This is a genomic window from Exiguobacterium sp. s124 (assembly GCF_018617485.1).
In the GTDB taxonomy this organism is placed as follows: domain Bacteria; phylum Bacillota; class Bacilli; order Exiguobacteriales; family Exiguobacteriaceae; genus Exiguobacterium; species Exiguobacterium aestuarii.
The window spans coordinates 20,792-34,040 of record NZ_JACSKH010000004.1; the positions used below are offsets into that span (position 1 = coordinate 20,792).

General features: G+C 46.7%; 19 protein-coding genes. 15 read left to right on the forward strand and 4 right to left on the reverse strand.

Annotation, left to right across the window (positions count from 1 at the left end; translation table 11 throughout):
- Window positions 1-8: 8 nt before the first annotated feature.
- Complete coding sequence (locus KNO85_RS13465; RefSeq protein WP_214790870.1) at window positions 9-410, forward strand: hypothetical protein; 402 nt, start codon at window positions 9-11, stop codon at window positions 408-410.
- Between the two features lie 14 nt (window positions 411-424).
- Here the strand turns inward: KNO85_RS13465 and KNO85_RS13470 are convergent, their stop codons facing one another.
- Both KNO85_RS13470 and KNO85_RS13475 read right to left on the reverse strand, forming a co-directional pair.
- Window positions 425-634: a YdiK family protein gene (locus KNO85_RS13470; RefSeq protein WP_015880600.1), complete on the reverse strand. Its 210-nt coding sequence runs from the start codon at window positions 632-634 to the stop codon at window positions 425-427.
- 16 nt (window positions 635-650) lie between these two features.
- A complete protein-coding gene (locus KNO85_RS13475; RefSeq protein ID WP_251126208.1) occupies window positions 651-1,346 on the reverse strand; it encodes a CPBP family intramembrane glutamic endopeptidase in 696 nt (231 codons plus the stop codon).
- A gap of 213 nt (window positions 1,347-1,559) precedes the next feature.
- Between KNO85_RS13475 and groES the strand changes: the two genes are divergently transcribed.
- The 10 genes from groES (at window position 1,560) to KNO85_RS13525 (ending at window position 9,001) form a co-directional block, all read left to right on the forward strand.
- Window positions 1,560-1,844 carry a co-chaperone GroES gene (gene groES / locus KNO85_RS13480; RefSeq protein WP_074032569.1) on the forward strand — a complete coding sequence of 95 codons (285 nt, stop codon included), beginning with the start codon at window positions 1,560-1,562 and terminating at the stop codon, window positions 1,842-1,844.
- 39 nt (window positions 1,845-1,883) lie between these two features.
- Window positions 1,884-3,518 carry a chaperonin GroEL gene (gene groL, locus KNO85_RS13485; RefSeq protein WP_214697033.1) on the forward strand — a complete coding sequence of 545 codons (1,635 nt, stop codon included), beginning with the start codon at window positions 1,884-1,886 and terminating at the stop codon, window positions 3,516-3,518.
- A gap of 129 nt (window positions 3,519-3,647) precedes the next feature.
- A complete protein-coding gene (locus KNO85_RS13490) occupies window positions 3,648-4,217 on the forward strand; it encodes a YdeI/OmpD-associated family protein (RefSeq protein WP_214790872.1) in 570 nt (189 codons plus the stop codon).
- A 497-nt stretch (window positions 4,218-4,714) separates the two neighbouring features.
- Window positions 4,715-5,662 (forward strand): sugar-binding transcriptional regulator, encoded by a 948-nt coding sequence (locus KNO85_RS13495; RefSeq protein ID WP_214790874.1) that lies wholly within the window; start codon window positions 4,715-4,717, stop codon window positions 5,660-5,662.
- Between the two features lie 4 nt (window positions 5,663-5,666).
- Window positions 5,667-6,356 (forward strand): ribose 5-phosphate isomerase A, encoded by a 690-nt coding sequence (rpiA, locus tag KNO85_RS13500; protein ID WP_214790876.1) that lies wholly within the window; start codon window positions 5,667-5,669, stop codon window positions 6,354-6,356.
- Window positions 6,353-7,321 (forward strand): Gfo/Idh/MocA family protein, encoded by a 969-nt coding sequence (locus KNO85_RS13505; protein WP_214790878.1) that lies wholly within the window; start codon window positions 6,353-6,355, stop codon window positions 7,319-7,321. The genes rpiA and KNO85_RS13505 overlap by 4 nt, the downstream gene beginning before the upstream one ends.
- Window positions 7,305-7,826, forward strand: coding sequence for a VOC family protein (locus tag KNO85_RS13510; RefSeq protein ID WP_214790880.1), 522 nt, complete (start codon window positions 7,305-7,307; stop codon window positions 7,824-7,826). The genes KNO85_RS13505 and KNO85_RS13510 overlap by 17 nt, the downstream gene beginning before the upstream one ends.
- Window positions 7,827-8,005: 179 nt before the next feature.
- Window positions 8,006-8,326, forward strand: coding sequence for a nucleotide pyrophosphohydrolase (locus KNO85_RS13515; protein WP_214790883.1), 321 nt, complete (start codon window positions 8,006-8,008; stop codon window positions 8,324-8,326).
- Window positions 8,323-8,520: a hypothetical protein gene (locus KNO85_RS13520; protein WP_214790885.1), complete on the forward strand. Its 198-nt coding sequence runs from the start codon at window positions 8,323-8,325 to the stop codon at window positions 8,518-8,520. Before KNO85_RS13515 ends, KNO85_RS13520 begins: the two co-directional genes overlap by 4 nt.
- A 13-nt stretch (window positions 8,521-8,533) precedes the next feature.
- Window positions 8,534-9,001, forward strand: coding sequence for a hypothetical protein (locus KNO85_RS13525; RefSeq protein ID WP_214790886.1), 468 nt, complete (start codon window positions 8,534-8,536; stop codon window positions 8,999-9,001).
- Window positions 9,002-9,181: 180 nt separating this feature from the next.
- Here KNO85_RS13525 and KNO85_RS13530 read toward each other — a convergent pair whose 3' ends face one another.
- Window positions 9,182-9,763 carry a cysteine hydrolase family protein gene (locus tag KNO85_RS13530; RefSeq protein ID WP_214790888.1) on the reverse strand — a complete coding sequence of 194 codons (582 nt, stop codon included), beginning with the start codon at window positions 9,761-9,763 and terminating at the stop codon, window positions 9,182-9,184.
- A 145-nt stretch (window positions 9,764-9,908) separates the two neighbouring features.
- Between KNO85_RS13530 and KNO85_RS13535 the strand changes: the two genes are divergently transcribed.
- Complete coding sequence (locus KNO85_RS13535; RefSeq protein ID WP_214790890.1) at window positions 9,909-10,331, forward strand: Lrp/AsnC family transcriptional regulator; 423 nt, start codon at window positions 9,909-9,911, stop codon at window positions 10,329-10,331.
- Window positions 10,332-10,417: 86 nt separating this feature from the next.
- Window positions 10,418-11,053: a DUF3841 domain-containing protein gene (locus KNO85_RS13540; protein ID WP_214790893.1), complete on the forward strand. Its 636-nt coding sequence runs from the start codon at window positions 10,418-10,420 to the stop codon at window positions 11,051-11,053.
- Window positions 11,054-11,078: 25 nt separating this feature from the next.
- Here the strand turns inward: KNO85_RS13540 and KNO85_RS13545 are convergent, their stop codons facing one another.
- Complete coding sequence (locus KNO85_RS13545) at window positions 11,079-11,303, reverse strand: hypothetical protein (RefSeq protein WP_214790895.1); 225 nt, start codon at window positions 11,301-11,303, stop codon at window positions 11,079-11,081.
- A 131-nt stretch (window positions 11,304-11,434) separates the two neighbouring features.
- Between KNO85_RS13545 and KNO85_RS13550 the strand changes: the two genes are divergently transcribed.
- Together KNO85_RS13550 and KNO85_RS13555 are read left to right on the forward strand one after the other, a co-directional pair.
- Window positions 11,435-12,205: a nucleotidyltransferase domain-containing protein gene (locus tag KNO85_RS13550; RefSeq protein ID WP_251130714.1), complete on the forward strand. Its 771-nt coding sequence runs from the start codon at window positions 11,435-11,437 to the stop codon at window positions 12,203-12,205.
- Window positions 12,206-12,210: 5 nt separating this feature from the next.
- Complete coding sequence (locus KNO85_RS13555) at window positions 12,211-13,245, forward strand: flavin monoamine oxidase family protein (protein WP_214790904.1); 1,035 nt, start codon at window positions 12,211-12,213, stop codon at window positions 13,243-13,245.
- Window positions 13,246-13,249 lie beyond the last annotated feature (4 nt).

Here is a 13,249-nt window from a genome sequence, read left to right on the forward strand (position 1 = left end):
GGGGTATCGTGCGTAAGAAGTTACTCATTGGGTTCATGATCTTTTTTGTAGGACTGTTTTTGTTCGCGCTATGGGATGGTGAATTCGTTGCCTTGTCAATCACAGGGCTAGGGTTTGCGATTTATGGTTATCGACACGAAGAGATTGAAAAGCTTGAAGAAAAGGTGACGAAGAGAATCATGAGACAAGTCGATGCGACACTCATGAACATCACGATTTACGGTTTGCTGGTCATTGGAGTGGTCATCAATTTCTTCTTGGATGAACCACAAATCCTACTGATTGATGCCATTTATGTCACATTAGGTGTGTTGTTTGGTCTGCGTGGACTGCTCATTCGAAGTGTCTATCAAGAAGTAATACAAGATCAATCGAAAGTTGCAACGATAAGAAAAACCCCGAGCTCGTAAGACTCGGGGTTTCATTATGCGGATTTGTCCGTGCCTTCTTTTTTGACTTTTCGAGCGAGTGCCAAGATTTGATACACTTTGAAAAAGTCGTAAGCGGCGACGGCGATGATGAAGTACGTCCAGAAGCTGAACCCATACTCTTGTACCGAGAAGTACGCGAGGACGGTGAACAACACACCGAACGAAAGACTGAAGAGCATCATCACTTTTAATTGTCGCGGCATAACTGCCACCTCATTTCTACATTAAAAATAGTACGAGCATCACGAGCGCGTTGTTGAACGCATGAATCGCGATTGGGACGATCAAGCGTCTCGTCTTCGCATAAGCGTATGAGAACGCAAAGCTCATCGCGATATAGACGAGGAAGCGATTGTCTTGATGGATGAGCGCGAATAGGATCGAACTGACCGCGAAGGCAATCCAGAATCCGAAGCGCACGTTCAAGTTCCCGAACAAAATATGACGGAAGAGAATCTCTTCGATAATCGGTCCGAGCAAAATGACAGGCAAAATCATGAGTGGGATGACTTCCACCATATCGGCGATGGTTTGTGTATTCATCGATTCGACAAGTTCGCCTGAAATGGCTGTTTCAATCAAATTCGCGACGATGACGAGCCCATATTGCATCAAAATCCCGAGTCCGATCCATTTTACCGTGTCATTCAAGTTAGATTGAACACCTTGTGCCTTATATTGCTTCAAGTCCGGCCAAATGAGTAATAACGACAATACAATCGTCACGGTAAACCCGATGGCCATCCAGAGCCCGATGAACGTTTCGGTTAACCATTCCGGTCGTACTTCACGGATGACGAGCGGGAACAGTTGGACGAACGCATATAATAAAATCGGGGTGAGGTGCCGGAGACGAATGTTAGGCGCCATCGAAAAACGGGTATTTATCGATTGGTTTGAGTTTAATGTAGCCAATTCAACACGTCCTTAATTTTAAGAATGAACCTACCTTTTTCTCATTGTAACAAATAAGTTCTCTTGACCGCGAGTGAGAGCATTTTTTGATGTTCCCCACTTGATTTTTTAATCGTTGCATACTACACTTATCAATGTTAGCACTCCTTTTAACTGAGTGCTAAAACCTTACGATACACATTACATCATTCATATTCGGAGGAGGGTTTTTCCATGTTAAAACCACTAGGCGATCGTGTCATCATCGAAGTCGTGGAGAAAGAAGAAAAGACGATCGGGGGCATCGTGCTTCCTGATACGGCGAAAGAAAAGCCGCAACAAGGGAAAGTCATCGCAGTCGGAACGGGCCGTGTGACAGACCAAGGCGAGCGTATCGCTCTCGACGTGAAAGAAAATGATTTGGTCATCTACTCGAAGTACGCAGGTACCGAAGTGAAGCATGATGGAAAAGAGTACTTAATCGTTCGCGAGAGCGACATTCTCGCAATCGTAGGCTAAGCACCATTATTCAAAAACTTTTTTAGGGGGAAATGAACGATGGCAAAAGATATCAAATTCTCAGAAGATGCACGTCACGCGATGCTTCGCGGCGTCGACGCACTCGCTGACGCAGTCAAAGTAACGATTGGACCAAAAGGACGTAACGTCGTCCTCGAGAAGAAATTCGGTTCACCACTCATCACGAACGATGGTGTGACCATCGCGAAAGAAATCGAACTCGAAGACCGCTTCGAAAACATGGGCGCGAAACTCGTTGCCGAAGTCGCGTCGAAGACGAACGAAGTCGCAGGGGACGGTACGACAACAGCGACAGTCCTCGCACAAGCGATGATTCGTGAAGGCCTAAAGAACGTCACAGCGGGTGCGAACCCGATGATCCTTCGTAAAGGGATCGACAAAGCGGTTCGTCGTGCACTCGAAGAATTGAAATTGATTTCAAAACCAATCGAGTCGAAAGAAGCGATCGCACAAGTCGCGGCCATCTCGGCAGCGGACGAAGAAGTCGGCGAATTGATCGCAGAAGCGATGGAACGCGTCGGCAACGACGGTGTCATCACAATCGAAGAATCACGCGGCTTCACGACAGAACTCGATGTTGTTGAAGGGATGCAGTTCGACCGTGGATACTTGTCACCTTACATGATCTCAGACTCTGACAAGATGGAAGCGTCACTCGACAATCCATACATCTTGATCACAGACAAGAAGATCTCAAACATTCAAGAAATCATTCCAGTGCTCGAGCAAGTCGTGCAACAAGGGAAGCCAATCTTGATCGTCGCAGAAGATATCGAAGGCGATGCCCTCGCGACACTCGTCTTGAACAAACTCCGTGGTACGTTCAACGCGGTAGCCGTCAAAGCACCAGGATTCGGTGACCGTCGTAAAGCGATGCTCGAAGACCTCGCGACACTCACAGGTGGTCAAGTCATCACAGAAGACCTCGGTCTCGACCTCAAATCAGCATCACTCGACATGCTCGGTCGCGCATCGAAAGTCGTCGTCACAAAAGACACAACGACTGTCGTCGAAGGTGCAGGGAACGAAGAAACAATCAAAGCACGCGTTCAAACGATTCGTAACCAAATCGAAGAGACAACGTCTGACTTCGACCGTGAAAAACTCCAAGAGCGTCTCGCGAAACTTGCAGGTGGCGTAGCCGTCGTGAAAGTCGGTGCAGCTACGGAGACAGAGCTCAAAGAGCGTAAACTCCGCATCGAAGACGCACTCAACGCGACACGTGCGGCCGTCGAAGAAGGAATCGTGGCGGGTGGTGGGACATCACTCATCAACGTCATCCCAGCCGTTCGTGCGTTGCTTGCAGAAGTGACAGCGGATGAAGCGACTGGTGTCAAACTCGTCCTTCGTGCCCTCGAAGCACCGGTCCGTCAAATCGCGGAAAACGCGGGTGAAGAAGGTTCGGTCATCGTTGAGAAACTCAAGAACGAGTCAGTCGGTGTCGGATACAACGCGGCAACTGGCGAATACGTCGACATGATCGCACATGGTATCGTCGACCCAGCGAAAGTGACGCGTTCAGCACTTCAAAACGCAGCATCTGTCTCAGCGATGTTCCTCACAACAGAGGCTGTCATCGCAGACAAGCCAGAAAAAGATGCTCCTGCAATGCCTGACATGGGCGGTATGGGTGGAATGGGCGGCATGATGTAAGTCATACGCCTTTAAAGGAACCATTCATCAGCGAAAGCTGGTGGGTGGTTTTTTTGTGCTTCTTAGATAGAGTTTTCTATTTCTCGTACAGATAGGATAATGAAGAAAATAGAAGAGAGGACAAGCGTTATGGAAATCGACAAAGTATTACGCTTTAAACAGCGAAGTGAATTTCGAGAATGGCTTCATGAACATGCGAATGATGAATCTTTTTGTTGGGTCATTCTCAGCCGAAAGAATAGTGGGGACGGATTACTCTATCTCGATGCTGTGGAAGAGGCGTTATGTTTCGGGTGGATTGATGGGATTGCAAAGAAGACGGCAGAGGGAGAATTCGCCCAACGATTTTCACCAAGACGAGAGAAGAGTAATTGGACGGAGCTGAACAAAGAGAGGGTAAGACGTTTGATAAGACTCGAACTGATGCAAGCACGAGGATTGAGTGTTCTTCCTGATATGAGCGTTAAATCATTTATCGTTGATTTAGAAATCATATTGCGATTACAGGAAAATCCTCAAGTCTATCAGAACTTCATGGCGTTTCCTGAATTATATCGCCGCATTCGAATTGATACGATTCAAAGCGTTCGTCAAGACCGTGAGTTGTATACGAAACGTCTCAATAAATTGATTGAGAAGACGAGAGCAAATGAAATGTACGGACAATGGAATGACGATGGACGTTTGCTTCATGATTGAGTAGGGACATTAAGTGATCTAATTTATTGCGCGAATGAGTCGAAATCGTCAATCTCCATGATATAACCAAGGAATATGAAAATGTTGAAAATCGAAACTTCCTTTCCCTTTGTTCGTAATAAGTGAGAAAGGGGGAGATTTCGATAGTATCACGTTGCACGAATTGTCAGTATAAGAGGAAAGCGAAAGAGGTATGGTCACTCGGATTCTCAAAAGACGGAAAAGCGTGTCCGAACTGTGGACACACACAATATATTTCTGGTGAAACGCAACGGCTGTTTACATTAGGCTATTTGAGTCTTCTGTTTGTTCCATTTCTTTTATTTCGAATCCGACTCAGCGATGAGAATGATCCTTTTTCGTAAATCGTTAGAATACGAACTCCGCGTCACGACATCTATGTGACGCGTTTTTTTGTGCCTTCTTTAAATCAAATGCATCCCAATTTGCACAAATGTTCATTTAAGTGTACATTTGTGCAAAAGGGGTGTGGCTGAATGTCAGAAGAACTGAAGAGGCTTTACGAAGTAGCGCATTTGTATTACGAACAGAATCAAACACAACACCAGATTGCAGAGACACTCGATGTCAATCGGGCCACGGTTAGTCGCATGTTAAAACGCATCCGGGAATTAGGGATTGTGAAGTTTCAAATCGATTATGATCGCTATCAATCGATTGACGTGGCAGCTCAACTGAAAGAGCGGTTTGGTCTAAAATATGTCATCCTTGTACCTGAAAAGTCAGGTCAACGCGAAGAGACATTACAACGTATGGGGGAAGCGTGCGCAACATATATCGGGACAATCATCACTGACAATGATGTGATTGGCTTTTCATGGGGAACCGCACTAGCAGCCGTTGTGGAGGCATTCGCACCGAAAGAAGCGTATTCAAGTATCCAATGCGTCCCTCTAATCGGTGGTCCGGACGGAAAACTAGAAAGTCGTTTCCATGCGAACACGTTAGCCTATGACGCTTCGCGAAAATGGCGTGGGCGTTCTAAGCTAATTGACGTTCCTGCTATTTTACCGAATGCCGCTATCAAGCAAGCACTAACCCAGTCGACACATGCTCAAGAAGTCGTGGGGCTTTGGGGTCGGATGAACATTGCTCTCTTTGGGATTGGGTCATCCCAACTGAACCAAGAAACCAACTGGTTGGCCTTCTATGGCCAGACGTTCACCGAGGAAATGAACGACCTACAAATCGTCGGGGATATTTGTTCGAATTTTTATAATCAAAACGGGGAACTCATGACGACGTCCTTATCAGACAGGACGGTCCATATCGAGCACCAACAACTCGCAAAGGTCCCACTTAAAATCGGGGTAGCCTATGGAAGTGAGAAAGTAGATGCGATTCGAGTAGCCGCCGAGCATCAGTTAATTGATGTCATCGTGACAACCGATCGTACAGCCCAACAACTGTTACAGGGGGAATGAACGGATGGATGTAAAAGAGAAGTGTGCGGAAGCCGCGCTCCCTTGGATTGAGTCAGGAATGACAATCGGTCTTGGGGGTGGCAGTACGATTCAACACCTCATCAATAGGATTCATGCGAATCAACTGGACGTGACAATCGTGACACCTTCATTTGTGACACGACGCGCTTGTTTGGAAAAAGGACTTCGGGTTGTCGAGACAGGGGATGTCTCGCTGATCGACCTTGCCTTTGACGGTTGTGACCAAGTCGATGCTCGACACCACGCCCTGAAAAGTGGAGGTGGGATTCATACAGAAGAAAAACTCATCGCGACGATGGCGAAGCGATATGTATTACTGGTGGATGACTCTAAATTTGTGGAACGATTGACGTTCGATCATCCGGTTGTCTTAGAAGTTCTTCCACAAGCATTTACCTATGTTAGCGAGAAAGTCCAAGAGCTCCCATGGGTGGAATCTCTACAAGTTCGTCAAAGTTTGAACAGTGATGGAGCACTAGTGACGGTGAACGGAAACCGATTACTCGACGTGGTCGTCCACCCGTCTAAAGATTCGATTGAGATGCAACACCAACTATCTCAAGTACGTGGTGTGGTCGATACGTCCTTGTTCACAGATGTCGTCACGCACATCATCGTCGCATCGAATCAGGATATAGTCGTCTATTCAACAGAAACGGGGGAAGTGGAATGAAGCAATGGGGAATCATTGGACCTGGAACGATTGCGACAGAATTCGCTCAAGCACTCGCACAATCAGAGGGGATTGCCTACGGAGTGTGGGGACGAGATGTTGAAAAGTCCGAACAATTTGTGCAAGAACATGGTGTGAAACATGTGTACCAGACGTTAGACGAGATGTTGTCGTCACCTGACATCGACATCGTCTATGTGGCGACGCCTCATCATCTCCACTATTCGATGATGGAACAAGCGATTGCTCATGGAAAGCATGTCCTTTGCGAAAAAGCCATCACTTTAAATAGTGAGGAACTCGAGAATATTCATCGTCTGGCTGACAATCAAGGGGTGGTTGTGCTCGAAGCGATGACGATTTATCATATGCCACTCTTTGAAGAGTTGAGACGGCGTGTGCAGGCAGGTGCAATCGGACGAGTCAATATGATTCATGTGACGTTCGGCAGTTATAAAGAAGATGATCCGTCTAATCGTTTCTTCAATCCGGAATTGGCTGGGGGTGCGATGCTCGATATCGGAACGTACGCTTTATCGTTCGCTAGAAGTTTCTTAGATGAAGAAGTAGTGGAAGTGATGACGACGATGAAACCTTATAGGACCGGGGTTGATGAACAATCGAGTACGATCCTTCGAACGGGCTCAAATCAAATGGTGAACATCACATTGGCAATGCGGACAAAGTTACCGAAGCAAGGAGTAGTCGCGGGAGAAGACGGGTACATTACCGTCAATGCGTTTCCTCGTGCAACGGAGGCGACTATCACGTATACGAAAGATGGCTCGGTCGAGACCGTTCAGCTTGGGGAGACGGAGCAGGCATTACGCTATGAAATCGACGCGATGCACCGTGTCATTTCTGGTGAATCTGACGAGACGCGACTTTATTCACGGGATGTCATGACGTGGATGGATCGGATTCGTCAACAATGGAAGGGGACTCATCATGAACAGAGGAATTGATCACATCGGAATGACAGTGCCTTCTATTGAGGAGGCAACTACTTTTTTGAAGGACGCGTTCGACGCTGAGATTTGTTATGACGTGCAGCGTCCAGAAGATGAACCGATGCAAGGGGAAGAGGTGGAGCAGCAACTGGACTTACCAAACGGACAACAAATTATCCATATGCGGCTGCTTCAAATCAAATCGGGACCGTCGATTGAATTATTTCAAGTCGCCCATGTGAAAGAAACCGAACCGACTGGAATCTCATCGTACGGTTTACATCACTTCGCGATTTATGTGGATGATATGCAAGAGGCGGCTCAGCGCTTTGAACGTGCGGGTGGACAGTTGTTATCGAAACCACATCCGTTAGCCGGCGTTGAAGACAATGGAGATAACCAAGGTGTATACGGGAAGGCACCATGGGGATCACTCATCGAACTGATTGCCTATCCAGACGGAATTGATTACCCTGCGTCGAGTGAACAGGAGCGTTGGACACCGGCGAAACATAAATAAGTGTATATGAAAAGAATCGCCCTTTCTCAGGCGATTCTTTTTTAGTCCGTATTATTTGTCATTCACAAGAATGTATTAGGGGTAGATGTGAACAGATAAAAGCGTATTAAAGTGCCATCTTTTGGTAATATAGAATTATGTTTAATGAGAACAAAATTGTGAATGAGGACGTGAAGAGTATGAACGAAGTACAACGATTAATGGACGAGATCATTAAATTCCGTGATGAGCGCGACTGGTCGTTCCATCATAACCCGAAAGATTTGGCACTTTCCCTGTCGCTCGAAGCGAGTGAGTTACTTGAAGTGTTCCAATGGATCTCGAGTGAAGAAGCGCTTGAGACGAAAAAGACGGAGATGGAAGAAGAACTGGCAGACGTGTTGATCTATGCGCTGACGTTGGCGCATGCTGCTGACATCGATGTGTCAAAAGCGATTGAAGACAAGCTCGTGAAAAACGCAGTGAAGTATCCGATTTTGAGTGCGGAAGATTTACGATGAAATCGAATCACCGATTGCTATTTGTCATGTATCTCGTAGCAGGTATATTGAACTTGGCTCTTTTTCTTGCGATTCCTTTGTTTCACATTGAACGTACGAACTGGATGAACATCATGTTTCCGCTGTTGACAGTCATCTGGTTTGCGAATGCGTTTGTGCACTGGAGACAGATGAAACGAAAAGTTATGTCGTGAGGTGAATGCATCAGTGAAATTAAATGAGCGCTTCAATCATATGTACGCATCTGGAAAACGCTCGACCCGTCTTGCGATTCAAGTAGGGCTCTTGATTGTCTTCAGTGGTGCTTTGTTTTACTGGGGTGGTCATCAACAGTTAGCCGAAATCACTTGGTTCATCGTCTTATTTCCCATCACAGCGTGTATCAAGATTGCGTTTCGGACGAATGTTCTTTTGACATTTAACGAAAGCGTGCGATATCGACGACTCGTTTGGTATGAGTGTGCTCTAGGTCTTGGAATGATTGGAACGTTTGTGCTATTGAGTACGATGATTTTGTATAGAGAAGAATACAGTTCGGGATTGCTGTTGGCTTGTAGTCTCGTTTTATTTGTCATCGTTGCATCCGAGAGCCTTGACCGCAAATTGAAGCAAGTCGACGCATGTCATGTGACGCATCGATTGTACAGTCGGGGAAAAGCCGGCCAGATTGATTGAAAAACGCAAGATTAGAAAAGGAGAAGGGCATCTACCATTACTTGAATGACATATAACCTTGCATACGTTTACTGCCCTTTGATTTGTCCTACACGATATCGGCAAGAATACCTGGACGAATGTTGACGTTTGTTTATGCGCTTCAAGATCAAGCAGGATGACATCAAAGAAGTACAGCCTTCATGAGAAGGGCTGTACTTCTTTTTGTTGAATGAACTGGAGCATCGTTTCCGTCGTCTGAATCGATGCAAATTCTTCATTTAGACTAGCGATCGACACGTCATGGATGACCGCTGCGGGAATCCATGTCCCGCTGATCGATTGACGGTCGAACGTTGCTGTCGCATCGGATACGACGATTGGATTGAAGCCCAGGTTACCCGCCATCCGAGCTGTCGTCTCAACACAATGGTTGGTGATCAATCCGGTGATGACGATCTGTGTCGCACCAAGTGATTCGAGTCGTTCCTGTAAGTCCGTTCCGATGAAGGCGCTATTCACCTGTTTCGTCAGGATGACATCTTGTTCCCGTGGTTGTATAAAGTCTTGGAACAAATGACCGTCTTTTTTGAAATAAAAGAGTGAAGTCGGTACTTGTGTCACATGTTGTACATAGATGATGGGTTGATTTTGCGCTTCCCACGCTTCAATTAACCGTGCGATATTCTCTTCACACTGTGGATTGTTGCGGCTTCCCCAGCTTGGATCATGAAAGGCTTGTTGGACATCGATGATGAGTAATGGAATGACTGGTGTTTGCATGTAGCTTCCCCCTTGAATTGGTTACTTCAAGTGTATGCAACAGTGGAGTATAGATACATAAAGGTTTGACGGAAGTTTCAGCGAATGACTTAAGAAAGAACGGATTATGTACCGTTTCACTTTATTTTTGAAAGGTGAATGCCAAATGGATGAAATTGATCGTCATATTCTTGAAGTGATGCAACAACAGGGCCGAATCTCGATAACCGAATTAGGACGACAGATTGGATTGTCCACGCCCGCTACGACCGAACGGGTGAAGCGACTCGAAGAACGCGGAGTCATTACAGGATACCGGGCAATCGTCAATCCCGAAAAGATGGATAAACATATGACTGCCTTTATTCTTTATGACACCCATCGGTGCGAGGCGTTCCGTGAATTTTGTCGTCAACAGCCGGCTGTTATCGAGTGTCATCGCTTAGCCGGGCAGTATAGCTACCTTGTCAAAGTGGTGACGGAGAACGTGCGCACGTTAGAGACGTTCATCGACGAATCGATGGAGTATGGTCGTCCTTCATCTCTGATCAATCTATCTTCTCCTGTCTCATTTCGACCCATCATATAAAAAGACTGAGTTATTTTTTTATCGTGGTACTTCTGCTGAAATCTTTTAAACTAGCAGAAGAGGAACGATGAAAGGATTGAAAGGTTTTGGGTATCTACTACACATATCAACGAGAAGAAGCGTGGCAGCAAGCTTTGAAGAAAGGATGTCTTGAAGCGAGTGGAGAATATGCGTTGTTCAGTGAAGGCGGATTGGAAGAGTTCAAGCCTGCCTATGATTGGATGGTCGAACAATACGAGAAGCGTATTGGTATTTCATTAAATGGGAACTATCCAATCTGGTGTTGGGATGAGTTCCCCGACTTAGGACGAGATGGACATATTGGCGAGGGGAACCGAGGTGTCGTCTTGACCGTTGAGATACCCGATGAAGAAGTGTTAGCATCCGAGTTTTCCTATTGGCATCATGTGCTTAGTAACTTTCCATTGTATGAGACGTTAGAAGAATATGACCGAGAAGACGAACCGGACGAACTGTTCGTGCGTCAATCGTGGGAGCGTATCTTTGACAAAGCATGGTGCGAAGCGTCCGTCGCGGACCAACCAAATGTCGGGTTGATCTATCAGTATGTCACCCATCGTATCGAGCTTACGCAAGTGCGAGGGGTCATGCCATTTGTTGGACGAGGTAACAACTGGTTGGATCGAGTAACGGGGATGGGATGGCGGATCGGGTATAAGCTCGGACTCATTCGATCTAAACCGTTTGAATGGAAAGTGTGATCAGACGAAACGCAGCTAACTTACGTCAGCTGCGTTTTGTGTTCGAATCTAATTGTTGTTCGATGTGGTCGAGACGTTCGATTAATACCCTAAACTGTTCAGCGTTTTGACGCTCGAGTTCAAGTTTCTCCGCTGCGCGTTTTTCAAATCGATTGACCACTTTGACAAGCCAAACAATTCCGAACACAATGGCGATGATTGGTAAGAAAAATGCAAGGCTTGCAAACAATGAACTGATGATGATATTCACGAATACTTCCCCCTTTGTCTATACCCTATTATACTTCCAAATCCATCCATCATGACAAGGGTAACAGTAGCATTTTATATTAAACATTCGTTAGGCTAAACATAAAGAATCGAAAAGAGGTCTCAATTAGGATGAATTCAACAAATCGACAGCGTTCTATAAAGTGTCCGACCCGTCTTGGCACGGACGAGGATGGTTACGTCATCAACCAAACGTCCATCCGTCATATACAGCCTGAGTTTGAAACGGTCCTTTTCAAAGCAATCGAATTGGTGAAAGAAGCATTCGGTGAACAGTTACATAGCATATACCTATACGGAAGCATCGGTCGCGGGACGGCCGTTGCTGGACAATCGGATTTAGATTTGACGGTGCTCGTGCATGAGGATGTCGATGCGACGGAATTGGTGGAGCAGACGGAGCGATTGCTAACGGAGCATCCGGAAGTCATTAAAATCGACTATGATATCGGGCGTCTGGATGCGGCGCTCGATCCTGCGAACCGTTTTGAATGGGGATTTTGGCTAAGACATCTATGTACGTGTGTCGACGGGGAAGATGTTTCGACTCAATTCCCGCGCATGAAGCCGGATGCTCGCGTTAGTGAGGCGTTGGACCAAGACTTGGTTTCCTCGATTGAAGCAGCTAAGTCTAAATTGCTTCGTGGACAGATGTCACATCTGGAGAAGCGCTCCATCGTGAAGCGCGTCATCCGAGGTTGGTATTTGACCATCAACGTGAAGGATGAGAGTTTTGCGACGACCGTAGACGAATGCTTGGAAATTTTGAGGCTTTACTACCCTGAAGATCAACAAGTGGTTCAGGGAAAGACATTCTTAATACAAAACGATATTTCGAATCAACAGCTTCTTGATTACTTGAATGATGTGGATTGGATGTGAATATGATGAAAAAACAAATCGTCATCATCGGAGCTGGTGTCAGTGGACTTTATGCTGCGACCCAACTTCATCAAAAAGGATATGACGTCACAATCTTTGAGGCACGTGACCGAGTTGGTGGACGTATCTTCACGAAGGACGGCTATGACCTCGGTCCGACGTGGTATTGGCCGGATACGGAGAAGACCATCTCTGAACTCGTGGATAGACTTGGACTCGAGTCATTCGTTCAACATACGACAGGACAAATGGTCCTCGAACGCCAGACAACACTTGCGCCGGAACGACATGTGTTGCCGGAAGAGAGCATCGTCTTATCCAAGCGTTTAGTCGGTGGGATGACGAGTCTGGTGGAAGCTCTGTATGCGAAGTTGCCCGATGACATCGTTCGGCTTGGACACCGCCTGACCTCGATCGAGCGACAGTCAGACCGAGTCCGCCTGACGTTCCAAAATGGTACGGTGCATCACACGGATGACGTGATCCTTGCGATTCCACCACGTCTCGTTGCGGAAGTGGAAATTGAACCGGCATTGTCAGCGCAAACGCGAAAAGCGCTCAAAACGACTCCCACATGGATGGCCTCCCAGGCAAAAGCCCTCATCGTATACAAGACATCGTTCTGGCGAGAAGAAGGTCTGTCTGGCTTTGGGATGAGCTGGGTCGGTCCACTTCAAGAGATTCATGACGCTTCGCCAATGGACGGTCAAGGCGCATTGTTCGGATTCTTCCGTCTGTCACCGGGAGAACGGGAAACGTTAGGAGAAGGACAGGTAAAGACGCGTGTCATCGAACAGCTGGAGAAGTTATACGGTCCGAAAGCAAATGACTTCGTGCGATTTCATTACATGGACTGGTCGACAGAATCAGAGACAGCGACATCTGACGACCTCATGCCGCTCACGGCATTCCCAGCTTACGGTCCGATTGAACTCGGAGACCGACTTCATTTGATTGGTTCGGAGACAGATGCCCAGTTTGGGGGACATATCGAAGGGGCGTTGCGGTCGGCGGAGCGAGTTGTTCAAGGGTTGACATAAAGAA